Below are 23,223 nucleotides of genomic sequence, written 5' to 3'. Positions count from 1 at the left end.
CCGATGTCGACTCGCTTCCGAAGACCCCTGTGTAGGCCGCCACGAGCGGACGACCACGAGCCCTGACGAGGCTCCGACAACACCGGAGGAACAATGTTGATCACCAAGAAGTCGCGCGTCGCAGCTGGCGCCTCGCTGGCGTTCGTCGCCGCACTTGCCCTTTCTGCCTGCTCCACCGCCAGCACGGGGGACATGGACGACGAGATGGCCGAGACGCCGATGACCGAACAGACCACTCCCATGGACGACATGGAGGAAATGGATGCCGCCGCCTACCTCGTGGGCCCGGGCTGCATGGAGTACGCCGAGGCCGTGCCTTCTGGCGCCGGCTCCGTCGATGGCATGGCCATGGACCCCGTTGCTACCGCGGCATCCAACAACCCGCTGCTGACGACGCTCACCGCAGCCGTGAGCGGCGGACTGAACCCCGACGTGAACCTCGTCGACACCCTCAACGGTGGCGAGTTCACCGTCTTCGCTCCGGTCGATGACGCGTTCGCGAAGATCGACCAGGCCACGATCGACACGCTGTCGACTGACTCGGATCTGCTGACGTCGATCCTGACGTACCACGTCGTTCCCGGTCAGATCCTGCCTGAGGACCTTCCCGGCACCCACACCACGGTGCAGGGTGCTGACGTGGAGGTGACCGGTTCGGGCGACGAGCTCATGGTCAACGACTCCATGGTCATCTGCGGTGGCGTTCAGACCGCCAACGCTGTCGTGTACCTCGTCGACACGGTGCTCATGCCTCCCATGTGAGCGCCCGTTGACGATCCCCCAGGGTGGAGGGACGCGAGGCCGTCGTCATCTTCGGATGCGGCGGCCTCGTCGTTTCTGTGTGGTCGGAAGCGGCCCCGGGCTTCAATCCCCGGGCCGCCCCCAGACGACTCCCGGAAACCTCCCGAAGTCACCGTCGAAGGTCACGATCTGTGCGCGATTCTCGATGGCGAGGGCAGCAAGGTGAGCATCCATGACCAGATTCCCACCGGTGCCGACGTCGGCGAGAAGCATGCGCATCCGATCGGAGTGTCCGGCGCCGGGCTCGGGGCTGATGACGCTAGGTCGATTCATCCATCCGTTGAGGATGTCGAAGGCGTCATCGACCGGTAAGGGATTCGCGTAGATCCGACGACTCGTCGCCAGACGAACAAAGGCCAATGCGCAGACCCACGGAATCGCGACGGTTTCCCTCGAACTCAGTGCGCTATCGAGCCACGTCTTGGCCCGTGCGTGATGACGCGCATCCGCGTCTACGGCGTAGAGCAGGACGTTTGCGTCAACGAGTTTCACTTCGCCAGCTCTTGCTTCTGAGTGATTGCCTCGTCTTCCAGTTCAGCCGCGATAGCGAGAGCACGATCCAACGGGACGCTTGCCTTGCCGAGCCTGTGCACCGGCGTCTCGTAGCTGTCCACGGGATCGGGGTCCAGACCAGCGAGGATCGCCGAGTTCACCGCGTCCTTGAAAGAGAGGCCACGCTCACGCATGACCTTGCGCACGGCTTCCTCGGCAGCTGAGGTCAGCGTGATCGTGGTCCGCATCCGTGCATCATATCATCACTTGCGATGATGCTTTGATGCAGCGCGCATGAGACGCTTTACTGCAGGGTCGCAAAGCGGATACCGCGCACGAAGTAGGCTGGTAGCCCTGGGGCCTGTAGCTCAGTCGGTAGAGCATCGGACTTTTAATCCGCGGGTCGAGGGTTCGAGCCCCTCCGGGCCCACCACACCCGCCTTACTCGAACAAATTGCCTTGAGATAGAGGTTGCTCGGGGTGGAGTCCAGAGCGTCAGCGGTTTCGCTGGCGCTCTTTGCTTTGGTTACTGCCCACTCAGCTGCAGCTGCCTGGATAAGGGCAATGGGCTCATGGACTTGTCCGCGAGCGCTCACTCGATGCGATTCGTCCTCGATCCACAGGCAGGAGAAGAACGCTTCGAGAATCCGTCGCTTGATCGATTCGGATGCCGAGACATAGAAGCTGTAGGGACGCGCGAGGAGGTCAAGGTAGGTCAGAACCATGTCCGCGTGCCGCTGGATCAGTTCGTCTGATCTTGCGAGCTTGTCCACCAATGCTCGTCGTTGCACCGCAAGGGCTCGTAGACGAGCCTTGACAGCATCCGCAGCGAGCTCCCCATCGGCAGCGATGTCGAGCAGATTCGACTCCTGCACCTCGAGCTTCTTCAGCTGCGCTGCAAGCCGGGTGCGGGCGTCGCGCTCCCCCTGCTGCTGCACGATCAGAGCTTCGTGCACGTGCCGCTTCATCTCGACGACAAACTCAGGGTCAAGTGCGAGCGCCTTCACTGCGCGCGCAACAGCACGCTCTACGTCCCCCACTGGCAAATGAGGAAGGTCGCATGTCGTCTCTTGGCGCCCCCTACACAGGTAGTAGCCATAGCACTGACCATTGCCGTTGTTCGCTTCGGTGTAGATCATTCGATGTTCGCGCCCCGCCGCGTTGCACCGATCGCAGCACATCAGGCCACGCAGGAAGTGTGCATGCACCTGGTCTCGCTGCACCGGCCGTCGACGGGCAGCAAGCACCTCCTGAACGCGCTCGAAGGTCTCGGCCGAGACGAGCGCTTCATGCCTGCCGTCGAAGATCTGCCCTTTGTACGTCACCATTCCGACGTAGTACGGGTCACGGAGAATGAGGCTGAGTTGGTTGAGAGACAATGGCCCCTCCTTCCACTTCGCGGTCGGCCTCGTCGTCAACCCCTGCTCTGAAAGCCGCTCACGGAGCATTGACATACTCACCTCCCCCGTCGCGTACTGCTCAAAGGCCCATCGGATGTACGGAGCGCGTTGAGGATCGACGTCGATGGTGTTCACGAGACGCCCGTCGAAGTCCTTCCGCACGTTGAGGTAGCCGATTTTGGCGCGGCCCGTCGTGCCGCCGCTCATGGCCTTGTGGAGCATCTTCTGTTTGATGTCTTCTCCGCTCTGGCGGACCTGGACTTCGTTCATAATGTCGGTGACCGCTTCCATGGCATCGGCCATGTAGCCCTCACCGAAATCTTCCTTGGCAGAGATGAGCTTCACACCCATGCTCGCAAGGATGCGCTTGGTGATAGCGGCGTCAGCCAAGTTTCGGAAGGCACGAGAACGCATGTAGATCACGACATAGCTGACCTCGGGATGATGCTCGATGTAGCGCAACATCTCGCGAAAGACAGGCCGCTTACCGATCGACTGGGCCGAGTTGCCGGGCTCGATGAACTCCTGAGCGATCGGGGCCTTGGCGCGTTCAGCGCGCACGACGCAAGCCTCGCGCTGCGTCGCGATCGAGTTGCCATCCGCATCGATATCGATGGCAGTCAACATCTGCCTGGGGTCCGACACGCGGAGGTAGACCACCGCCTGCCCTTCGGCTCCCTGCCCGACGGCAGGAGGTGCGGAGCCGTCGAGACCCAGCAGGCTCTCCCATCCAGAGAATGAATTGCGGCGATGAGCCGCCCGCTGTTGAGTCATGTAAGTCCTCCTTTCTGCCCGCGAGGGGCGGAGTTGGCCTTCGTATTAACGCTCTCTTCACCTCTTAAGTCGAGATGTTTGGTGCTGTGGAATTCACATCGCTGACCTGGGAAAAAGTTGCGAGCAAGCGTCTCCTCGGGGTCGTGGGTGGGGCGTGGAGTGGTTACTTGTAGAAGAGGTGCCACCAGCCGTCGAGATGGATGGTGTCGTAGGTGTCGAAGATCTGCTTGTCGACCGCGGCGTGATTCCACCGCAGATGGTCGGCGGGGATGCCCTGCTCTGTCCTGACCTTGTTGACGGCGTCGAGCCAGCCGAGGCTTTCGAGAACGTCGCGGCGAAGCTCAGCGAACTGCTCCCAGGCGTCGAGGTAGTTCTCGGCGAACCGGTCACCGATGTTCTCAGCCGCAGGGTCGGTATCCGGCAAGGTTAGGTAGGCGGCGAACCCGGCGCCGGACTGGTGAAGGTGGCTCAGGAGCCGGAGCGCCTGGTCGGGGTCGCTGAGGCGTGCGAGGGCGCGCTCGGCGGCGGCTTGGGCCTCTACGCCGAACTGGGGATCGCCGCGCGGTCGCGGCGCCTCAGGTGAATGGTCGTGTGGGGGTGGTGTTTCGGGGCTCATGGTTCCTCCTTTCCCGGGGTGGCTACTGACGACGCATCGTCAGACTGGTTACGGATAGTTGCGGCGAACTTTTCGGGGGTGACGCAGGTGAAGATCCGCTCGGGGAGATCGGGATCTGCGGCGATGGCGGCCTGGAGGCGAGCTACCCGCCGCTGGGTGGGCAGAACCCACAGCACCCGGGGGAACACGCCGTGCTCGGCCCGTGCCCGCCCTGTGCGCCGGTACGCGGCGTACGCGCGGCACTGGGTGAGCAGCACCGGCAGGGTCTCGGTTCCGCGGTCGATCTCGATGTACCAGTGATCGTCGTAGTCAGCGGAAGAGACCGTGGCGAACAGATCGGGCTTGAGGATTGCCTTGCCGCCTTGCGGTGTGAGGAAGCTCCGCCAGGAGTCGGGTTCCACGTCGAGCCGGGAGACCTCCAGGTCGTTGCTGGCCGCGAGCTCGTGAAGCTGGACGGCGGTCTCGGTGATCTGCAGAGTGTGCTCGAGAAACGGCCAGGCGGGGTCGGCGTACCGGCGACGAGGCGCGTCCTTGGTGCGGGTGAGGCGTTCGCCGGCGGCATCGAGGTGCCAGATGTACGCGGCCGATCCGTGCGGGTAACCCCCGACCCGTCGTTCAAGTCGGGTGATGAGGCGATGTTCGAAGAGTCGGTCGAGGACGCGGAGTGTGGCGCGCGTCGCGGCGTCTTGGCTGGTGTGGTCGACGAAGTACCGGCGTCGGATCTGCCCCGTGCTGGCGTAGCGAAACTGGGCGAGGAACCGGAGCACGTGCCAATCCCTGCTCGAGAGCGCACCCCGTAGTCGAGTGAGCTCGCTGGCGCTGATGCGACGGTCGGGCGCGTGGTGCAGGCTCATGCGCTGACCTCGCCTTCTCCGGCGCTGTTCGGCGTTAGGGATCCCGCCGGAGGCGGGATAGTCGGCTCCCGTACGAATCCGAGATCGCCGTGAAGACGGGCGTTTCGTGCGGAATCCGTGTAAGTGAACCGTCGGGCGATCCGACACCTCATCACCTCTTCGAGAGCGGTCATTTCGGGCTCCGTTTCGTGCGCCCGATCGGCTCGTCCTCGTCCCCGACGTCGTCGGCCACGGCGGGTTCCGGCTCGACTTTCGCGGGCGCAGCGCCATAGCGGGCTTGAGCTTCGGCGATCACCGCGTCAACACTGGAGACGGCTTTCGGGGGTGGGAGGACACGGCCAGAGAACCAGCCAGTGCGGGTGCCGCCGGACTGGAGGCTGGTGTAGATCTCGTAGGGCGGGAGGCGGGTGAAGTCCTCCGCGTCCAGCCCGGTTATGCGGGCGGCGGTCTTCGCTTCGGCGTCCTCGAGGCCGAAGATGATCTTGTTCCTCGCGTTCGCATCGATCGCCTCCAGGAGCTTGGGCGGCATCTGGGACCGGTGCTGATGAGCGAGATGCCAGGCGGCGCCGAGAGAGCGGGATTGTTCGAGAGCTTCAGCGAGATCGCCAAGGTGCAGGAAGTTCTGCGCCTCGTCGATGTAGATGCTGACCGGGGCACGCGTGTCCTTCGGGACGGCGGAGCGGGCCAGGATCAGCTGCCAAAGTTGCGCGACGACGAGGGACCCGAGCAGGCTGGCCGTCTGGATACCGAGAAGACCCTTGTTGAGGCTGACGATCAGGATCCGCCGCTTCGTGAACAGCTCTTCGAGGCGGAAGGCCGGGGTGGTCTGCTCCAAGACTGCCCTGACGCCTGGCCTTAGCAGGAACTGTCTTAGGCGGGTCATGACCGGGCCGACGGCGTTGGCTTGCTGGCCCGGGCTCTTCTGCTCGTACTGCGCCCAGAACTCGAGCAGTGACCGATTACGCACCTTCCCGAGCACGGACCGGCGATAGCGGTCGTCGGTGAGGAGTTTCGGGAGGTCGGCGAGTGACGCGTCGGGCGCGTACGTCAGGGTCAAAAAGCTGGCGTGCAGGGTGTCGGCGGTGAGGGGGCCGAACGCGTTCGGGAACAGGCCGCGGAACACGTCGAGCATGATCTCCGCCACCAGCGCCCGACGCTCATCGGAATCGGGACCACTGAGGGCAGCGAACGGATTGATCCCGGCTGAGCGATCCAGTGACGGGTCGATGATCGCAACCTCACCCATCCGACGCTCCGGAATCAGAGAGAGCGTGTCCATCGCAAGGTCTCGCTTGGGGTCGATGACGACCACCGACGCGCCAGCGTCAATGTCGGCCTTGATCAGGTGGAGCATCAGCGTGCTCTTGCCCGCTCCAGTCGGTCCGTAGATGTGGGTGTGCCGGAGGGCGTCTTCGATCCGGATGCCGATCGCTGCTTGGCTGCCCGGCGCAGTAGAGGTCGCGAAGACCCGCTTCTTCGGTGCTGTATAGGTCGAGGGTGGGGGGAGAAGCTTGGGGTGTCGGTTGGGCAGTCCGGGAAGGTCGCCGTCTTGGATCGGCCACGCCAGCAGCGGGAGGAGCTCTTCGGCCGTCAAGGCGAGGGGCTGGCGCAGCGGCACGGTTCCGGCGTCGAGGTTGGCCGGGTTCTTCGTCGTGAGCGAGATCTTGACGCCGCTGGTCTGCAGCGTCCGGATCGCGGCGAGCAGGCCATGGACGAGCAGACGCCGCCGCACTGGTGACGGGCTGGTTACCCCGATTCGGACGACGGCGCGGAACCGGTACTGGGATAGCTTGTCCTGCATCCGTGATCGATGCCCCGACGAGGCGGGCGGCGCTCCGCGCAGCAGCAACCCGGCGACAGAGACGCCCGGATCGGGAGCGCCAGCGGGCAGGAGCTCGGGAGCCAGAGCACGCCCCAGAACCACCTGGAGCACGAGGACGTCGTCCTTGCCGGTCGCCCCGGAGAGCGCGGCGAGCACGGCGCGCAGACTCTGCCCGTGGTCATCGACTGAGAGCGCGAGGTGACGACCACTCATGCGGATCCGCCCTGCTCGCTCCACGGGCGTCCGCGGCTCCGCGGGGGCGGTCGCGGTGGTGCCGGGGATGAGGCGACGCAGCGTCGAAACCGCGGCGGAAAGGTCCGTGTCGTTGCCACCGAGGAGATGCCGAGTCTTTCCAGCTTCGGTCCGGGCCTCCCAGATGAGACCACCGCGGGCTGGGTCGGCGGCGAGTGCTCGGAGGTATCCGAGGAGTTGCTGCTCATCGACCGGAGGCTGGAAGTGCAGTTCACGCCACATGGTCATGAGCCACCTCCATTCGGTTCGACGGCCGGCTCGGCGGGCTCGTCGTCGCGCCCCGACCTCAGCGGCGCTTTCTTCTCGCGGCGCGCACGGTCCTCGATGGCGGCGTGCTCAAGGAGCGCGCGGGCGAGCTTGTCGTAATCGGGGTGCTCACGCCGCTCCCCGCGCACCCGGATGCGGTACTGCCGCTTCGGCCGCCCGCGTCCACGTCTCGTGGGGCCGCTCATGACCGGTCTCCTACCTGAACCAGCGGTCGCGTCGAAACCGAACAACCATGGCGATGACGATGACGACGGTGGCGAGGACGATGGCGATGAGTAGCCAGATCCAGATTTGCTGGATCAGGTAGACCGCCAACCACAACAGGAACGCGGCGACCGCAATCATGGCGCAGGCCGACACGAACCGACCGAGCACGGTCTTCTCGGATGAGGACATCGGGCACCTCCGATGGGATGAGAGCAAGTTGGATGAGATCAGACACGGTGGCCCTCCTGACGCGGATCGAGATCACGCGGGGGAAGGTTGTCGCTGGGCACGGGATAGCCGGGGATGCAGATATCGGACTCGACCTCGTTGCCCCAGACGTCCCAGCCGTGCGTGGGGCGACGGGCGAAGAGCTCGAGGTACGGCCCGGGGCTTAGTCGCGGGATCAAGGCGGTCAGAATCTCTTCGGGCTTGTGGCTGTGAGACTGGCGAGGCAGCATCGTGAAGCTGCGCTGGCCCCGGAACTGCACCGGGAGCTTGCCGCGGACGCCCAGTAGGAGCGTTTCGTGGGCGTGGCGGAAGTACTGGCCGAGGCCCATCTGGTCTTTGCCCCAGACGAACTCGTCCTTGTACTCGAATCCCCATGCCCGCATCACGTCTTCGGCCACGTACCGTGTCGCGGGGTAGCACCAGAGGTAAAGGTGGGCGTTGTCCTCGGCGAGATCTGCAACAGGCATCTGCCTGATGCGCTCCAGGCTCATGAGGTCGTAGTGGGTGCCCGCGCCGAGCTTCCCTTGCTGCCCGGTCGGCCAGGGCGGGTCGGCGACGATCGTCCGGTAGCGGCGCAGGCACCGCGGTGGGGCGTCCCCGCCCGGCTCCTCGGGCTCTTCGGGATGATCAGTGTTGATGTTGGTGGTGTGCATGGAACCCTCCTTCCTGCAGCGGTCTTGAATGCGCCGGTCGCGGATGCATGGTTCCGGCGGCTGCCCCATCACGTATGAGGCATGAGGTAGAAATCGCCAACCGTCCGATCGGGACGCACCGGGCGAGAGCCCCGGTGCGGCGCAGCCCAGGAACGTGCCTGGCGTTCGCCGCCCCGGGCATCGTGGGTCTAGACCTTCGGGATCTCGCCGCGAGCGAGGAAGGACTCTCGAATGAGTGCCTTGCGGGCTTCGTGTGCTTCGGCACCGAGCGCGGCGGACAGGTCGAGGATGGTGCGACGACGTTCGGCCTGCGTCCGGTCTAGTTCAGCTTCGATGGCGGCCTGTTTTCGCTGCTCGCGACTCTCGAGCCAGTCGTCGAGGACGCCTAGCGCCCAGCTCAACAGCACGCCGAGCACTGTTCCCACGACGACTCCGCCGATGATCTGCGACACCACGTTCCACACATCGGGCATCACGACCACCGCCTGATCGCCGCAGCAGCCGCCAGCGTGTAACTGTCAACGATCTCCCGATACCGGGCTTCGCCGAGCGGCGCGACCGTGATGAGGTGCTGCTCCAGCGCTGTCAGCGCGCCAACGTGCTCAAGGGCGGTGTGGGTCAGGAACGCCCGCCCGTCCTCGGTCAGCTTCGCGACGATCGCTCGAGCCTGCACCCGCTCGACCTCCCGACGGGTCTGACGCTGCACGCCGAGGCTCAGCTGCGACAGCCCGGACGATGTACTGCCACCGAGCGGTGACAGCTCCTTCGATGAGTTCAACATTTCGCGTGTTCCTTCCTGGTGATATGGGCGGCGAATGCCGCATAACCAGGCTCGGAGACGACGACGATGTCGTCACTGACACGAAACTGACACGATGAGTTCGTGAAAGATGATCCGCTACGGAGAGAGATCGAGGCTGAGCTTCGGGCGCTTCGCACGAAGCCAGCGCCGCTTTCACTCGAGCAGATTGCAGACGCCTATACCTTGACCGATGTCATCGGTCGGGGCAGCACGGAACGCGCGCTGTCCGTCCTCATGGATGCCTACGCGCAGCACGGCTCTGAAGCCGGTAGCGATGTTCGCGCGTACTTCGAAACCTGCGGCATCGGGCTCGACGGCCAGAACCTGAATCAGCGGCTCGAGGCATACGAGCGCACGCACTTCGTCGACCGCCGAACGGGCCTTCGCCGCAGCGACCGGGGCGCGTCGAAGCTAAGTGCGATCTTGCGTGACGGAGCGGCGCTCGACCGCCCCTGGGCAAAGCTCGCCGTCTCCGAAGTGGATGGACTCGTCACCATGGGACTGCTTCTCGACATTCCGAAAAGCGCACAGTGGCGACGACCACACGTCTACATCAACGGGCAGCAGATCGAGCGGGAGTTCGAACTCCACGACTCCAAGAAGGGAGAACACTTCGTCAGCGCCAAGGAACGGTTTGACAGCATCCCCCTTCGGCCCACCACCGAAGAGCCGCAGGAGGATGAGTTCGAAGCACACGTTTTCTGGATCATGCCGATCTGGCCCGTCTGGGTGATCAGTGCGAACCTCAAGTCACCTGGGCTCGGGTCGTCGTTTGTGACGGAGCGCGAGTCGGGTGCGACGGTGACGATGTGGCGGTAACGAAGTACGACTCAATCGTGTACTTCCTGGCCAAAAAGATCCTGGCCGCTCATGATGGCATAAATACACGCAGTGGGAACGCCTTCAACCTGCATTGAGACGCCATATGTGCGAAATGCAAATATCATCTCGGCCGCATCCGTGAGAAAGATGATCACAGGACACGCGACTATGCAGAAACAAGAAGATGGCTGCTCGATCACTGGGTGACCTTGGGCACAACGGAAAATTATGGGTGGTGAAACATTCAGATTCAAAGCGCTGGGATGGATGGGACTCAAACCCATCATGCCTGCGTTCATCGGCTCGAATATTCGATTACCCGATGACTTTCATGTACGTCTACGGCGACGATTCAACGTCGCTTCACCCCAGCGCATCTTATTATACATCAAGCTACAAAATAGTGGAGCTCGAGGATTGAGTCGAGCTCCACTATTTGTGTCAAGGATTCTGAGTTATTTCGCCGGTCCTATGGTTTGTGGTGTGATCGCGATCTCTGCCAGGGTTGTTCCATGAGCGGCGCCAATCGTCGCCATAGAGCGTGATGTGCTCCTCGGCGCCGACCGTGCCATAAGCCCCGCGCTGGCCGTTCACGCTCATGCCGTTCGGCGCTTCGTGGTTCAGCCCCCGCTGATACATGGTTCCCTCGTTCGCCGAACGGGATCGCTGTTGGAGCTGTTGAGTGCGTCGTGACATTTTGATCTCGACGCACGACATGCAATCGCCGCTTCCCCGCGTGTTGTGCTTACACATGCATTTCTCCTTTTGGATTCAGTGTTTTGGATGAGTACTTGTTCGTAATGAACGTTGCATAGATGGAACTCAGTGGTTCTATTTGTCAAGTTGTTAATTTGAGAGCCTCGCCTCCTCTTTCAAATGCCGCATATTGAAGTTTCATGATCCAACGTTGCGGGTAGTTCAATGGCTCCGCGATCAAGGTCAGATTGGGAGGTGCCCTCGCGGTGACCTGAGGAAGTCTTGGACCAGCGAGCTTTCGATTTCCGTGGGGCCGAACAGTGTATTGACCGTGAGTTTGTTGCCCTCGGAGCCCGTTTTGTGCAGGAGGTGGCGAACGAGCGCCTCGAGAGTCTCCACACGCTGCTCCAGGTCCGACCCCCGGCGGGCTTGAACGAGGATCTCGTAGTTGCGCACAAGCTTCTCGTAACCCTGGCTCTCGTAATTGACGAGTGTGCGCAGTGAGATGTCCGCGAACGGAAGGTAGCGGTCCCTGCGCTCGCCCAAGGTCGCGAACACTGTCGGCCAATCTGGCCGGCCTTCGTCCCAGCTTCCAGTTATACCAAGAGCATTGAGGCCGGCGCGGACGTGAGCATCGTCAGGCGTGAGCGCGCCTGCCTCGCGGAGGAGGCTGAGAAGATCGGGATAGGTCGCCCCTGGAAACAACTCGCGGACGTCCCTCTGACAAGGGTTCACTGCGAGGCCGAAGTCGTCGTTGTGTGCGATCTCCCACAGGAGCCTCACGCGGGGATCGGGATGGTCGCTACTCATGGGAGAAAGCATACCTGCAGATTCTTGACATGCAAGAGTTCTGCAGGCAGGCTTCACCCGTGGGCGGTCCGCTGCGAAGGTGATTGTGCGCGGACAAGGCTGGAGAACGGCCGCGACTGAATGGGATGGTGGCGAGCGATGCATGACCCGCGTACTCAACCGATTAGCGCCTGTCCAGTCTGGTGCGCCACACAGCATGACCATGCTGATGAAGAATGGGATGGGCACCACACCAGCGCTCCTGTTGTTGTGCCCGCCGTTGCAGCCCGAATCAGCCAAGTGACTGGTGGGACGATCGAGCGTCATGCAGAAGTTGCGGAGTTCACGGTACTGGCGCAGCGACGAGCGGACGAACCCGCTGACACCTGGATCATCATTGAGGGCGAGCGTCAGTGGATGGAGATTACTCTCGAGAGCGCGCGAAGGATCTACCTTGAGCTCGGTCGACTGCTCGCCCGTGTTGATTGAACCTCAACAGGCAGCGTCTACCTCAGAACACGGCGACTCACGGCCCATCGACTCGAGAGTCCGACGTGCTCGCCAGACTCCAAACGAGTTCACCCTCCCCCGATCCAGAATCGAGTCAGCTCGGGGGCGAATCCCGAAGGAGCTCCAGCGGGTCGATGTCGAGATCTGCCGCTAATCGTTCGACAGAGCGCAGGCTGAGATTGCGTAGCCCCTGCTCGATCCCGCCGATGTAGGTGCGGTGATAGCCGAGACGTTCGGCGAACTCTTCTTGGCTCAGGCCCAGCGCCTTGCGATGGGCGCGGAGGTTTTGCCCGAGTCTGCGCTGTAGCTCGCCTTCCATCCCTCCAGCGCACCAGCGCGCTACCTATCGGTCTACATACTTATAAGTCGCAATGGAGCCTCCGGGTGTGCTACTTATGAGTATCACCAACCATCCTGCCTCCCTAACTACCTCACAAAAGGGGACCCCTGTCATGACCCGACCGCGCCGCAGCCTGCCACTCTTTCTCGCTGTCATTTCGTCCATTCCTCGCGCCTCTGCTCCTGGGATTCCCGCTCAGAAAACCGCCATGGCGCCGCGCGCCGTAGGGCTGGCGCTTCTTGCTTCGGTGACCGCCGTGGCGTTCGCGGGCTGTGCCAGCGCCGACACGGCTTCAAGCATGGACACCCCGATCAGCGCGGAGTCGTCAAGTCAGCCGTCGACAGAGGAAACGGCACCCGCCGCTGCACCCGTCGAGGAGAGCGAGCAGGACCGCATCTGGAGGATCTGCTACGACCCATCGGGCAACGCGACGCAGGTGAACACGAACCCCGCTGTGATTGATGAGGTGCTGAGCGACTATCCGCCGGAGTGGTCGTCGGCGGCGCCAGTGCCGACGGCGGCGGTTGAAGCGATCTGTCACCAAGCGATCCCGGACTCGGGTATCAAGGACACCTGGTGGGTGCACTTCACCGACCTCGAAGCTGGATATCAGGCAGCGGTCGCCTGGAAGGCGCAACTCGATAGCGCCGGCGCAGTCGGGACCTGTCGCGAGGGCATGGATCTCTCGAATGGACCCAGCGGCACATATTTCTGTGGGTACGACCTGCCGAGCGGGTACGGCGCCGCAATCACGAACGGCAACGGTGCGGTCGACCTCCGCATCCAGAGTCCCATCTCTTGAGCAATGCGCGGCGGGGCGGATCAGAACAATTATCAGGCGTTGTGCGCTCAGGGGGCACTATCGCCGAGACGCGGTGACGTAGCGAACAGGACAAAGGCGATGTACCGAAACGACGTACGGACGCTTGTTTCAAAATCACTCATGGTTGTGGTCACTGTTGCGCTCGCTGGGTGCGCCTTGGCGGCCTGCGCACCCTCCGCGAGTGACGGCGGCGCAGCTGCGCCCGCCAGATCGTCGAGCTCGTCACCGTCAGTCACTGAAGAACCCGCAGAAGAAGCTCAAGCTCCGTTGTCGGGGCAGGTGTACGTTTGGGGAAGCACGCCGGGGATCCTCGCACCGGTGGGGGTGAGCACTGCGCCAGCACCAGTGCCGGTTCCCGGCATGGATGACGTCGTTAGCGCAGCGGCGGCTGCTGACGCCATCGGAGTCGTCCGAGCGGACGGGACGGCGTGGTGGTGGGGCGACCTCGAGAACGGGTTCGGCCTCGTTAGCGCGCCGATGCAAATCGGAGAGGTGGCGGACGCGGTTAAGATCGTCCCCGGGTTCACGACAGGCAGCTTCCAGATTCTGACGAGGTCGGGTGCTGTCTACTTCTTTGGCAACGAAGGCCAGTTCGCTGATGGCGGCGCCACGGGTGAGCGCGGTGGTACTGACGGGGTGTTGCTCAGCGGTCTCCCCAAAGCGGCACAGCTCGCGTCCAACACTGTACTGGGCAGCGATGGCTCGGTATGGGTATGGGGATGCCAGAGAAGTCGCACCATAGCGGGCTACTTGGACGGTACCGATCCAGACGCATGCATCTCGTTCACCCAGCTAGGCAACTCTGAGCTTGAAGACGTGGTCTCCATTAGCGGGGCGAACGCAGTCCTCTCGGACGGCAGAGTATGGAGCTTCGCAACAGGCGACTACGAGCAGGGAGTCACCGGCGCAGAGTCCACCGTCTCGACCTGGGAGAACAGATATTTCAATCTCGGTAACGGAACTGTCGTCGCCAAAGGAAACAATGCACACGGCGGGCTTGGTGTTCTGGGAGACGGGGTTGGCCCCGTGACCGTGCCGGGGCTGTCCAAGATCACGTCTGCCGACACGGGGTACGCGGGAGGGACCGTGGCCACAACCTCCGACGGGCGAGCGTGGGTGTGGGGTACCGGAGCGGCCACGTACCCAGCGTCGCTTAGCCCAGCAGCCGACAACGCACCGGTTCCCATCCCGGACATCACCGGCGCAATAGCGGCCGGAGACGGGTTCGTCCTGGTTAGCTCGCCGCGCAACTGATCGTAACGAGCGGTGGATATCGCGACATTCGACGCCACCTGCCGCGGCCTCGTTCAGCACATGTGAGCAGCCTGGGCGCCTACTCAGGTTGACTCCGAGTGCTGGGCACTGCTCGAAGTGCGACCAAGTAGTCGTCACCCGCAGGTGTGAGTTTCCAGTACACCGCCCTGTCGCTCACCGTCCGCTTCTTCGTGCCCGTCGTGATTAGGCGAAGTGCGCGCAACTGAACGATGATCGATCCCCACGCCTTGTCTGAAATCTCCGCGGACTCGTGAAACACGTCGCTCGTCCATCCCTCGGGATCCTGCTGTATGTCGCTCAGCAGGTGGTTGTTGAACGTGCGGCGGAGCGATGGCTCGGGGGCTTCCTCGATCATGAATGGGCCGAGAACTTCGATAATCTCGTCCCAGGTGTAGGCGAGATCGCCGAGCTCCTCAAAGTTTCCGTGGGTCGTGCTGTAGCCCTTGTGCACGAGCGAAAGTTCAACGGTCTCCTGCCCGTGAGCAAAACTCTCGTCAATTTGAGCCGCATTCGCTGAGCCTTGCTCGGCCTCCTGCTTCTCGTGTTTCGCGATCGTCGCTTCGAGCTCTGCAATCTTGACTCTCGTTTCTGGTGTCATGGCCTGATCGCCGCGCACCCAGCCCGGGCGCGGGTTGTTCTTGATCAGATGCACCAGGCCCCGAGTCACCTTCGACCCGAGATCCTCCGCGTTCTTCCAATCCTTCGTCATCCGAGTCTGAACCTTGGCGCGAAACTCGCCAAGCTTCGCTGCGGCCGCATCGCTCTTGTCGGTCTTGCCGACCGCAACTGAATCCGGATCGGAGATAACAAACCCCATAACGGGGATACCAAGCTCGACGGCGTAGTCGTACTCCTTCTCGGTGTAACTGATGCCCTCCTCTGTGGTCGATCCGTACCGACCGCCGAGGATCACAAGGTAGTAGTCGCTCTGCTCGATAACACCCTTGATGAGCGTCCACTGGTCGTCGTTGCTCGCTGGGAAGAGTTCCATGCCCGCCGGCATGCAGTCCATCTCGAGTAGCGCCTGCATGACCTCGCGGCGCTCCTCCACGAGATCGCTGAATGTCGAGCTGACAAAGACCTGGTAGCGCTTGTCCATGCCCCAGATGCTATCCATCGAGTACGACGGCGACGCTCCTGCGATGCGCCCTGTCGGTCGAGCGGGGGTGCCGTTGCCGCGGCGGAACATCTGCGCCGCCGATCGGACGGTTGCCTCCCCGTGTGGGGTGTCGTTCACTAAGGGGGAGCGAGCAGAGCGCGTCCTCGTTGCCGGTCTGCGGTCTCGTAGAGAACCAACCGAGTTCTCGGCCGCACCCGTCAAGGAGGTGACCCGCCCACCATGAGCGAGTCCAACGCACCCACCACGCCCGCCTCGCCGCCGTCTGCCAACGGACTCGGCTACGGCCCGATCAAACCCCTCGCGGTCAGACTCAACGAGTCCACCCGCACCCAGCTGGACATCATCGCCCAGCTCAACGATCGGACCGTCACCGACGAAGTCCGCCTCGCCATCGAAGCCTGGATCGACAAGACCAAGGCTGACCCAGCCATTCAACGTCGCGCGCAGGACGTGCGTGACGAGATCGAGCGCGAGGCAGCGGGCAAACGCGACGCCATCGCGGCCATCTTTGACGCCACCCCGGCACCGAAGACGCAGCGCACGTCGAAGCCGTCAGCCGGGTGACGGCTCACCTCGTCCGGGTGGTCGGTTCGGGATCGAGAGCATGCGTGCTCTCTCCTGGCCGACCACCCAATACCCCTCCTGCTCGCAGTGCCAGTTCGTCTGCGTGCTGCGACTTGAAGAGAACAGCCCTGATCTCGGTCGCTTACGCAAAGGAGGAAGGACCATGGCGCAGGCCATCGTGATCCCCGCGAAAGACAGCGAACCCATCGAGCCGAAAGACTTTCGGAAGCTTGAGAACTACCGGGCAGAGGCCGGCGGCTGGATCGAACAAGTCGATCTGCCCAACATCGGCGTGACGCTCGTTGTAAACGAGAACGGCATCGCCGAAGGTCTGCCGTTCAATCGGCGGGCGACGTTCTTCTGGTGGTTCCACGAGCCTCGCGCGCACGGCAGAGCCCGACTCCTCGGTGATGTCGTGCTGGTAGGTGTCCCCGACGATGACGGTGACCTCACTGACGTCCCCGCCTCGATCGCCGAGCTCCTGCTCGACCCGGGCGAATTCGCTGTCGAGGCGCGACGCACAGAGGAAGACGAGTGGCGTAGCGAGCCGAGTCTGCATCCGAGCTACGTCGAGGCGCTGGTATGGGCCTGCATGGTGCAGGAACTGGGCGAGACGGGCCTCAAGCTTCGGGTGGTCAGGACCGAGGGCGAACTAGCCTCGGAGCCATCCTGCTGAGCATCCCCTCCCCACCTATGGCGGCATTCGCGCGTGGACACCTGGCTACCCTGCCAGCGAGTCCGCCGCGGATGCCGCCGATTTCACTTTCCGGACCCAACCACCATGGATCGAGGTCCCAGCACAACTCGGAATCGAAGGAGTGGGCGTTGGCCAGCGATGGCTTACCTGAGGGCCTGCGTCACACATGCTCCGCGATTGATGCGGCGACTCGATCGGCCTTGAGGCACACAGATGAGGCGGTGGAGCCAGCCTCACTATGCGCGACACGACGGCCGATCCTTCACTTACGAACTCGAGAGATCCGCGGGCTCATTCGTTTCGGGGAGATCGTTGTGGTCTTATCCTCGGCGTCGACATGCACCCGAAATAGCTCGAAAAGATCGCTCAACCCAAAGATTTGGTGAGGCGCGTTCCATCCCTGCGCGAACAACACATCCGATTCCCACTTGTGCTGCCCGACAACAATCGGTACTCGCGCGGAGAAGGTGTCGTGTTGCAGACCTCCAATGACCACCCGCTGGCTAACCTGCGTCGGCAGAGGGATGCCGGCGGCGTCCGCGATACGTGCGTCGAGCATCGTCTTCATCGCACCACTATCGACTAGAGCCATCAAGTTAATCCCCGGGGGAATGCCCTCGACGCGGAAGGGTACGAACGGGCGTTCAGCGACACCTGGGTAGATCCAGGTAAACGGCAACTTCACGAGGCGCCACGCGTCGGGATGTACTGGATCGCTGCGTCACCCTCGATCTGCTCAATGAGGGCACGAAGATCGATGTGGGAAGCCAGGAAAGTCCCGTCACGAGTTGCGACCCACTCCCCTACATGCCGGGCAAGCTGGGATCGGAGTGGTGGCGGAACAGGCGCCACCCTTGCGGGTTCCGGGGGCTGCGCAACTGCAGGAACCATCGCGAGCCCGCGCAGTGCCGCGATCGCAGAAGACCTCGAGATCGATCCGGGCGGAATGCCTCCTGCAGCTTCAACTAGTGCGAGCGGCTCGTACTGTTTGTCTCCAATTGAGACACCACCGGCCAGTTGAGCCGGGAGTGGCTCCTGCGACTCAGCGGCTAGTACCACCATCTGCCTCGTCAATGGGTAGGTGTCTCCATCACTGTTCGTGACCGAAACGCCAATCTCGTCACTCAACAGACGCTCCCCCAAACCAGAATGCGCCGACTGCCATCGCGCCCGTCCGCTCATCGAGGAGGCAGCCGATACCAGCAATGCGACCTTGGCATCGAATGGCTTGTGCCACCAAGCTGCTCACTACGAGAAACGCTCCTGCATCGCGCCACATTAGGCTTGTTGCTCCCGGATATCGCTGCTCGAGGAGTCGCGGATCCGCGACAGCAAACAAGGCAGCAGTCACTTCAGTCTCATAAACCGCTTCGCGTACAGAACCCACCAGCTGCTCCGAGAGCGCACCGGAGAGGCGAACCTGATGGACAATGCCAGAGCTCGCAACGTACCAGCTCTCACCCCACCAAAGCATGGGCTCGATGCAGTGCGTGCCGCCAGCTGACGGGGCGAGACGTGAACTCCAGGCTCTCCCCGCATCGTCGCGCGCCTCATCTCGAGACCAGCTCATAGCTGCAAGCATCGCGAACGCCTGCTCTTGTGAACTAGCTTTCTGCGGGGAGCAGCTCTCCCGGGCTTGCAGATACACGCTCGCGAGCGATGCCGTGTGATCGACGCCGGCTGAGGCAGCTCCTCCCTCCATTGGGAGCTGCATCAGCCAGTGGTCCGAACGATCAACTACTCGCTGCTCACGCGGGTGGGGGACGGGCCGCAGCTGTTCCGCACGCTTTGCCTCTTGTATCCAGATAGCGGTCGATTCCAGATTCACTGCAGACGCCCCAGATCGTGGAGCACGCGCTCCCGCTTGAAGCACCCAGGACATTCCATACAGGGAAACGACGCCACGTGACATGAGTGTGTCCATGCGAGGAGCGCATCGGGAATTGCGCTCCGCTTCACCAAATCCTCGGTGCTGAGATCCAGAGCGGGTGCTTCCACGCTGATCCGTCCCTCCTGCAACTCTTGAAGAGCAGATATCGCCGAAACGAAACGCGCAGATCCATCGACGTGACGCTCACCGTCTCCGCGTACAATCCCGAGCTGTATCGAGACCGTTCCCGGGTCCTCTAGGACGTTCGTATTGCGGCAGGCCCAGGCCGCGGCGATCGAGATGAGGAGCTGATTGCGAAAAGGCCACCATTCAGGACTCGGCGCACCCTCCATCACGCTCCCGCCTGCCATCAAACCTCCCGCCGCCGCAGCTAGGTTGATTTGCATACTGTCGAAGACGACGCCTAGCTCGTTCGCGACCGCGGTCGCAGCGCGCCGTTCGGCGACAGCCGCGCGCTGACCGTAATCAATGAAGAGCGAATAGTCGGGCTTACGCCAATATGCGAGCGACGTACTATCGATCCCTCCCGACAGGAGGAGCAGGGATCGGGGTGAGCTCACGTTGTCATCCAGCCGGGCTCTATAGACAGACCCATGGCTGCCCAAGCAGCGCGGTAGCAGGCGGTCGCGAGGTCTCGATGAAGCTCAACACTCGATCCGCCGAGCATCTTCATGCCCTCTTTCTCAACAACTCTGCCGAAACCAACGACTGGTATCTGAGCCGCGACGGCCCAGCCGACCTCGAAGATGGTTCCCGAGTCTGAGTGGTCAAGTAACGCGAGTACGGCATCACTGCTTCGCAGGCCCGCGAGATCGGCGTGAGCGATGTTCTCACCGTGGCCAACCTCATGTACAGGCGACCACGGAATCACGCCCAAACTGTCGAGCTGATCTCTTACCGTTTCGACGAGCCAACGTTCTCCAGTAGTGAAGAATGGCCCCGCGACATACACTCTCGCTCGGCGCGGCCGCAACGCATCGCTGACGTCTTCACCCGCGAGGACCGCCACCGGGAGACTAGGCTGGCGGGTGCTGCACCAGTGGGCGGCGCTTCGCGATCCAACCCTGGCCGCCTCGACGTAGTCGGCGCCCTGCTGCAAAGCAAAGGCGTATCCCGCGGAGAAAGCATCCCCACTACCGATCGGCCAAACGCGGTTGGTGGGATGTGCTCCAACTGTCTGCTGGTGGATCTCGGTTCCCGATCTCCACGAAACGAGACTTCCCGCCGCTCCCTGCTTAGTTACCACTGCGTCGAGTCTCGGGTCAGAGAGAAGCTTCCGAGCAGCAGCGGCTACCGAACCTTCTCCTCGCGCCAGCTGACGGGTCTCGGATCGATTCGCCACCAGCACCAGTCGCTCCGACTGAATCGAGGAAAGGTTGAGGCGGTCGGTGTCGCGGGGCTTTTGGGGATCGAGAACGACCGTGCGCGCATCAACGGAGGTAAGCACTTCACCACGCTCGACGAAGCCGAACAATAGCGCGGTGTCCGCTTCCTCTCTGACGCCCCCCGACGCGATTGCTCCCACGCCATTGATCAGGGGAGAACTAATCGGAGTCATATATCGAAACCCGACCGGCTCGGACCGCTCTACTAGCGTTCTGCGCACGCCGAGGGCTTCAGACACAAGCTCCGCCTCCTCGGCCATCGCATCATCAACGGCGGTCACCAGCCTCAAGCTGTTGTCATGCGGAGCAAGAGCCGCTGCTGCCCGCATGCCCGAACCCATGAGATCCTTCGAGTCAGGCTCGATGACTGTCTCGGTGTAGGTCCCGCCCGCAATGATCATCTCGGGCGAACCACGACAGTGACTGAACCGCCCACGATTCGCACGATCTCCGCCTCGTACTGCACTCCACGCTCGATGCAGCGACGAAGTGCCAGGATCTGTTGTGTGATCGCTCCGACTTGCGGGCCACCGATTACGTACGCGAGCACGCCACGGATAGGAGAGTCGACGCTCTCCAGGTCCAGCACCTCACCTTGAGTGATAGTTGCCACTACATCCGGATCCGGCGACGCGAGGGTCGTTTCGAAGGAAATCGCACAGTCGTCGGGCCCGGCGGGCCCCCCACCGATGGACCGCGTCACACTCGAGTCGCTGCCACTCACTGATTCCCCTAACTTCCATGATTGCTAGACAAGCCTCTCGCAAGTCACCCTGCCTCGTCCAGCACCGGCCAAACAGGTAGGAGTTCATTGCTCGAGAACGTCTCAACGCCAAGTATGTCTTGGGACGAGCTGTTGCGTCCGGACAGCACGGCCCAAATCGTCGCATCAAGCTTCGGCGCTTCAACTCGCGCGTGTTGGCTCCACGCGAGGAATGCGCGCTCGAACCGGAGGTAGTCACGCGCCACTCGCCATTCCGCGTCGAAGACGCCCGCTACTACGCCGGCTCTGGCAATGTGAACGTCGATGATCGCAACTTGGTCGCTCGCGCGAAGATTCCGAACCACCCAACTCGCGGTCTTTAGCCCAACTCCCCGCACGGTGAGCAAGAAGTTTCGCAGCTGAAGATCACTCATCCGTTCGACATCCACTCCATCGATCGCAGAGAACGCGTTCGCAAGCCGCTCCGAGCGCTGAGCCGGGAAGCGGTATCGCACTGCCCTGCCGTCGACTACCACAGGCTCGACGAGCGCTCTGTATATATCGTCCTGAGTGGTCGCGCGTCCATCCACCAACAGCCCTTCGGAGCGAAGCCGGTCGATGAAAGGCTGCACATGATTCCAAGTGGCCCCAAAACCCCCGACGATGCAGGCCGCCAACTCCTCGCGGAGGGTCGCACCGAGTCGGTACGACCCTGCATTGCACGTGTCCTCAGCGAGGACCTCCCAGAATCGGGCGGTCCCGAGCTGCCAGGCGCATCCCGACCAGTACGTTCGGCCCTCGCCGTCAATCCCCTCGAAAAATCGAAGCTCTCCCCTATCAATGCCCCCATAAAAGCTCATCTACTGACCTCGGGCACTAGGTCATCGACCGCGACGCCGAGAGCGGCAGCAATGGACGCAACAGAGAAGAGTCCCGGACTGGCGACCCGGCCGTTCTCGATACTTCGGATCAAATCGACGCTGACATTGCTCGCCCGCGCGAGTTGATCACCGCTAAGCGACAATCGTGCGCGCTCTTCGCGGACGAGCGCCCCCACCGCAGCACCGAACGCCCTTTGTTCTGGAGTTTTGTGAGGACGCGGCATAGGGATAATATACATGTATAGTTATCGACCTGACTCTCGCGTGACTCATGGGCTACATTCTTTGGCAGTTTGTACACTCGACGATCGGACCAACGCGTGACCCTCAGCATCAGTCGAGACTTTCGATTCTCCGCATCCCACACAATCGAGGGACTGCCAATCGGACACAAATGTGCTCGCCTCCACGGGCATACATATCGCGTGAGCATCACCATCGAGGGCACCACGGATGCCGTCGGCATGATCTTGGACTTCGCGGATCTTGACTGGGTCGGGCGGTATCTCTCGGATACCGTCGATCACAGGCACCTGAATGACGTCTTGCCGTTCAATCCAACATCCGAACTCATCGCGCAGTGGATATCCCTCCATGTACGCGACGAGCTTCGCGAACACCCGGCACGTGGGCGCCTAGTAGCTATCTCGGCACTCGTCTCGGAATCGGAAGACACCCGCGCGACAAGTCGAGTGCGAATATGAGCGATCTCCTGCCTATATCTGAGATCTTCGGCCCCACGCTTCAGGGCGAGGGGCCGTACATTGGTCGGCGCGCAACCTTCATCCGCTTCGGAGGGTGCAACCTGTCATGCGATTGGTGTGACACTGGCTACACGTGGGACTCCACTCGATTTGATCTTCGCGAGTCGATTACGGCGCGAAGCGTGCAGAGCATCGTCGATGACATCTCCACACGCGACGGACTCGTGGTCATAACGGGCGGAGAGCCGATGCTCTACGCACACCGACCCGCATTCATTTTACTCCTGGGAGAGCTGAAGTCCGCCGGTCGTGAACTACATGTCGAGTCCAACGGGACGATTTTCCCTCCCGAAGAGGTGCTATCAAAACTGGACGTCGTCGTACTCTCACCGAAGCTCTCGAACGCTGGTTCGCACCAGGAACGGACCGCAGCGATGGCAACCGCGTGGGGCGACTATCAAAACGCGCATGAGGTGCATCTCAAGTTCGTCTGTGTCGATGAATCAGACGTCGCGTCCGCAGCGGCCGTCGCGCGCGCACACGAATGGGACCGATCTCGGGTGTGGGTGATGCCGGAGGGTACAGATTCAGGCACGATCGTTGATCGGTCGAAACGGATCGCCGAAGCCGCGCTACAACAGCAGCTCCAGATGACGACGCGGCTCCACATTCTGGCGTGGGGAGACACCCGCGGCAAATGAGCCCTCCGCTTCTATGTTGCTAGCTACCAAAGGAAGGCAGAGACATGGAAAGGCCGAACGACGTTATCACCCGCACGCAGGTTGCAGTGTGCTGGTGCGATACCGGATATCCCCTCGCCAAGTTGGCTCCGTGAATATTCGCTTCTCTGAGCGC

The 23,223-nt window shown here is 62.4% G+C and carries 28 protein-coding genes, 1 tRNA gene and 1 pseudogene; 10 read left to right on the top strand and 20 right to left on the bottom strand.

Annotation, left to right across the window (positions count from 1 at the left end; translation table 11 throughout):
* Positions 1 to 93 precede the first annotated feature (93 nt).
* Positions 94 to 762, top strand: coding sequence for a fasciclin domain-containing protein (locus tag B4F19_RS01290; protein WP_292732389.1), 669 nt, complete (start codon positions 94 to 96; stop codon positions 760 to 762).
* A 102-nt stretch (positions 763 to 864) separates the two neighbouring features.
* Here the strand turns inward: B4F19_RS01290 and B4F19_RS01285 are convergent, their stop codons facing one another.
* Both B4F19_RS01285 and B4F19_RS01280 read right to left on the bottom strand, forming a co-directional pair.
* Positions 865 to 1,293, bottom strand: a complete 429-nt coding sequence (locus B4F19_RS01285; RefSeq protein ID WP_228176813.1) for a TA system VapC family ribonuclease toxin — start codon at positions 1,291 to 1,293, stop codon at positions 865 to 867.
* Positions 1,290 to 1,541, bottom strand: a complete 252-nt coding sequence (locus tag B4F19_RS01280) for an antitoxin (RefSeq protein WP_228176812.1) — start codon at positions 1,539 to 1,541, stop codon at positions 1,290 to 1,292. The genes B4F19_RS01285 and B4F19_RS01280 overlap by 4 nt, the downstream gene beginning before the upstream one ends.
* Before the next feature lie 109 nt (positions 1,542 to 1,650).
* Between B4F19_RS01280 and B4F19_RS01275 the strand changes: the two genes are divergently transcribed.
* Positions 1,651 to 1,726: transfer RNA gene (locus B4F19_RS01275), tRNA-Lys, on the top strand.
* Positions 1,727 to 2,588: 862 nt separating this feature from the next.
* Here the strand turns inward: B4F19_RS01275 and B4F19_RS15830 are convergent.
* The 9 genes and pseudogenes from B4F19_RS15830 to B4F19_RS01230 form a co-directional block, all read right to left on the bottom strand.
* A pseudogene (locus tag B4F19_RS15830) lies at positions 2,589 to 3,320 on the bottom strand (recombinase family protein); the annotation flags it as partial.
* Positions 3,321 to 3,630: 310 nt separating this feature from the next.
* A complete protein-coding gene (locus tag B4F19_RS01265) occupies positions 3,631 to 4,083 on the bottom strand; it encodes a hypothetical protein (RefSeq protein WP_292732385.1) in 453 nt (150 codons plus the stop codon).
* Positions 4,080 to 4,937, bottom strand: coding sequence for a replication-relaxation family protein (locus B4F19_RS01260; RefSeq protein ID WP_292732383.1), 858 nt, complete (start codon positions 4,935 to 4,937; stop codon positions 4,080 to 4,082). The genes B4F19_RS01265 and B4F19_RS01260 overlap by 4 nt, the downstream gene beginning before the upstream one ends.
* A 169-nt stretch (positions 4,938 to 5,106) precedes the next feature.
* Entirely contained in the window at positions 5,107 to 7,239 is a 2,133-nt protein-coding gene (locus B4F19_RS01255; protein ID WP_292732381.1) for a helicase HerA domain-containing protein, read from the bottom strand.
* Positions 7,236 to 7,463, bottom strand: a complete 228-nt coding sequence (locus tag B4F19_RS01250) for a hypothetical protein (protein ID WP_292732379.1) — start codon at positions 7,461 to 7,463, stop codon at positions 7,236 to 7,238. The genes B4F19_RS01255 and B4F19_RS01250 overlap by 4 nt, the downstream gene beginning before the upstream one ends.
* A 10-nt stretch (positions 7,464 to 7,473) precedes the next feature.
* Entirely contained in the window at positions 7,474 to 7,674 is a 201-nt protein-coding gene (locus tag B4F19_RS01245) for a hypothetical protein (RefSeq protein ID WP_292732377.1), read from the bottom strand.
* A gap of 38 nt (positions 7,675 to 7,712) precedes the next feature.
* Positions 7,713 to 8,366: an MT-A70 family methyltransferase gene (locus B4F19_RS01240; RefSeq protein ID WP_292732375.1), complete on the bottom strand. Its 654-nt coding sequence runs from the start codon at positions 8,364 to 8,366 to the stop codon at positions 7,713 to 7,715.
* 188 nt (positions 8,367 to 8,554) lie between these two features.
* The gene (locus B4F19_RS01235) at positions 8,555 to 8,839 is read right to left on the bottom strand and encodes a hypothetical protein (protein WP_292732373.1); all 285 of its coding nucleotides are present in this window, start codon (positions 8,837 to 8,839) and stop codon (positions 8,555 to 8,557) included.
* Positions 8,839 to 9,147, bottom strand: a complete 309-nt coding sequence (locus tag B4F19_RS01230; RefSeq protein WP_292732371.1) for a hypothetical protein — start codon at positions 9,145 to 9,147, stop codon at positions 8,839 to 8,841. Before B4F19_RS01230 ends, B4F19_RS01235 begins: the two co-directional genes overlap by 1 nt.
* Before the next feature lie 102 nt (positions 9,148 to 9,249).
* On the opposite strand from B4F19_RS01230, the gene B4F19_RS01225 reads away from it, so the two are divergent.
* Complete coding sequence (locus tag B4F19_RS01225; RefSeq protein WP_292732369.1) at positions 9,250 to 9,987, top strand: hypothetical protein; 738 nt, start codon at positions 9,250 to 9,252, stop codon at positions 9,985 to 9,987.
* Positions 9,988 to 10,431: 444 nt separating this feature from the next.
* Here B4F19_RS01225 and B4F19_RS01220 read toward each other — a convergent pair whose 3' ends face one another.
* A complete protein-coding gene (locus B4F19_RS01220) occupies positions 10,432 to 10,743 on the bottom strand; it encodes a hypothetical protein (protein ID WP_292732367.1) in 312 nt (103 codons plus the stop codon).
* 186 nt (positions 10,744 to 10,929) lie between these two features.
* The gene (locus B4F19_RS01215; protein ID WP_292732365.1) at positions 10,930 to 11,496 is read right to left on the bottom strand and encodes a hypothetical protein; all 567 of its coding nucleotides are present in this window, start codon (positions 11,494 to 11,496) and stop codon (positions 10,930 to 10,932) included.
* A 120-nt stretch (positions 11,497 to 11,616) separates the two neighbouring features.
* On the opposite strand from B4F19_RS01215, the gene B4F19_RS15825 reads away from it, so the two are divergent.
* On the top strand, positions 11,617 to 11,964 hold the full coding sequence (locus B4F19_RS15825; protein WP_414683143.1) for a DUF6907 domain-containing protein: 348 nt from the start codon (positions 11,617 to 11,619) through the stop codon (positions 11,962 to 11,964).
* Positions 11,965 to 12,079: 115 nt separating this feature from the next.
* On the opposite strand, the gene B4F19_RS01205 is transcribed toward B4F19_RS15825, so the two are convergent.
* Positions 12,080 to 12,304 (bottom strand): helix-turn-helix domain-containing protein, encoded by a 225-nt coding sequence (locus B4F19_RS01205; protein ID WP_292732361.1) that lies wholly within the window; start codon positions 12,302 to 12,304, stop codon positions 12,080 to 12,082.
* Positions 12,305 to 12,623: 319 nt separating this feature from the next.
* On the opposite strand from B4F19_RS01205, the gene B4F19_RS01200 reads away from it, so the two are divergent.
* The gene (locus B4F19_RS01200; RefSeq protein WP_292732359.1) at positions 12,624 to 13,127 is read left to right on the top strand and encodes a hypothetical protein; all 504 of its coding nucleotides are present in this window, start codon (positions 12,624 to 12,626) and stop codon (positions 13,125 to 13,127) included.
* A 381-nt stretch (positions 13,128 to 13,508) separates the two neighbouring features.
* Positions 13,509 to 14,402, top strand: a complete 894-nt coding sequence (locus B4F19_RS01195) for a hypothetical protein (protein ID WP_292732357.1) — start codon at positions 13,509 to 13,511, stop codon at positions 14,400 to 14,402.
* A gap of 79 nt (positions 14,403 to 14,481) precedes the next feature.
* Here B4F19_RS01195 and B4F19_RS01190 read toward each other — a convergent pair whose 3' ends face one another.
* Positions 14,482 to 15,522: a DUF4062 domain-containing protein gene (locus B4F19_RS01190; protein WP_292732355.1), complete on the bottom strand. Its 1,041-nt coding sequence runs from the start codon at positions 15,520 to 15,522 to the stop codon at positions 14,482 to 14,484.
* Between the two features lie 240 nt (positions 15,523 to 15,762).
* Between B4F19_RS01190 and B4F19_RS01185 the strand changes: the two genes are divergently transcribed.
* On the top strand, positions 15,763 to 16,107 hold the full coding sequence (locus tag B4F19_RS01185; RefSeq protein WP_292732353.1) for a hypothetical protein: 345 nt from the start codon (positions 15,763 to 15,765) through the stop codon (positions 16,105 to 16,107).
* Positions 16,108 to 16,270: 163 nt separating this feature from the next.
* Entirely contained in the window at positions 16,271 to 16,783 is a 513-nt protein-coding gene (locus B4F19_RS01180; RefSeq protein ID WP_292732351.1) for a DUF3846 domain-containing protein, read from the top strand.
* Between the two features lie 283 nt (positions 16,784 to 17,066).
* Here B4F19_RS01180 and B4F19_RS01175 read toward each other — a convergent pair whose 3' ends face one another.
* From B4F19_RS01175 to B4F19_RS15820, 5 genes are all read right to left on the bottom strand, one after another.
* Positions 17,067 to 17,372 carry a hypothetical protein gene (locus B4F19_RS01175; RefSeq protein ID WP_292732349.1) on the bottom strand — a complete coding sequence of 102 codons (306 nt, stop codon included), beginning with the start codon at positions 17,370 to 17,372 and terminating at the stop codon, positions 17,067 to 17,069.
* A gap of 1,256 nt (positions 17,373 to 18,628) precedes the next feature.
* On the bottom strand, positions 18,629 to 19,255 hold the full coding sequence (locus B4F19_RS01170) for a 7-cyano-7-deazaguanine synthase (protein WP_292732346.1): 627 nt from the start codon (positions 19,253 to 19,255) through the stop codon (positions 18,629 to 18,631).
* Entirely contained in the window at positions 19,252 to 20,481 is a 1,230-nt protein-coding gene (locus tag B4F19_RS01165; RefSeq protein WP_292732344.1) for a PfkB family carbohydrate kinase, read from the bottom strand. The genes B4F19_RS01170 and B4F19_RS01165 overlap by 4 nt, the downstream gene beginning before the upstream one ends.
* Positions 20,482 to 20,848: 367 nt before the next feature.
* On the bottom strand, positions 20,849 to 21,643 hold the full coding sequence (locus tag B4F19_RS01160) for a hypothetical protein (protein ID WP_292732342.1): 795 nt from the start codon (positions 21,641 to 21,643) through the stop codon (positions 20,849 to 20,851).
* Positions 21,640 to 21,888 (bottom strand): helix-turn-helix domain-containing protein, encoded by a 249-nt coding sequence (locus B4F19_RS15820; protein ID WP_366768069.1) that lies wholly within the window; start codon positions 21,886 to 21,888, stop codon positions 21,640 to 21,642. Before B4F19_RS15820 ends, B4F19_RS01160 begins: the two co-directional genes overlap by 4 nt.
* A gap of 96 nt (positions 21,889 to 21,984) precedes the next feature.
* Between B4F19_RS15820 and B4F19_RS01155 the strand changes: the two genes are divergently transcribed.
* Positions 21,985 to 22,368 (top strand): 6-carboxytetrahydropterin synthase, encoded by a 384-nt coding sequence (locus B4F19_RS01155; protein ID WP_292732340.1) that lies wholly within the window; start codon positions 21,985 to 21,987, stop codon positions 22,366 to 22,368.
* Entirely contained in the window at positions 22,365 to 23,069 is a 705-nt protein-coding gene (locus B4F19_RS01150; RefSeq protein WP_292732338.1) for a 7-carboxy-7-deazaguanine synthase QueE, read from the top strand. Before B4F19_RS01155 ends, B4F19_RS01150 begins: the two co-directional genes overlap by 4 nt.
* Positions 23,070 to 23,223: the final 154 nt, after the last annotated feature.

The sequence above is a fragment of the Microbacterium sp. UBA1097 genome, assembly GCF_002313585.1.
Classification (GTDB): Bacteria; Actinomycetota; Actinomycetes; order Actinomycetales; family Microbacteriaceae; genus Microbacterium.
This window is presented reverse-complemented; position numbering and strand designations above follow the sequence as displayed.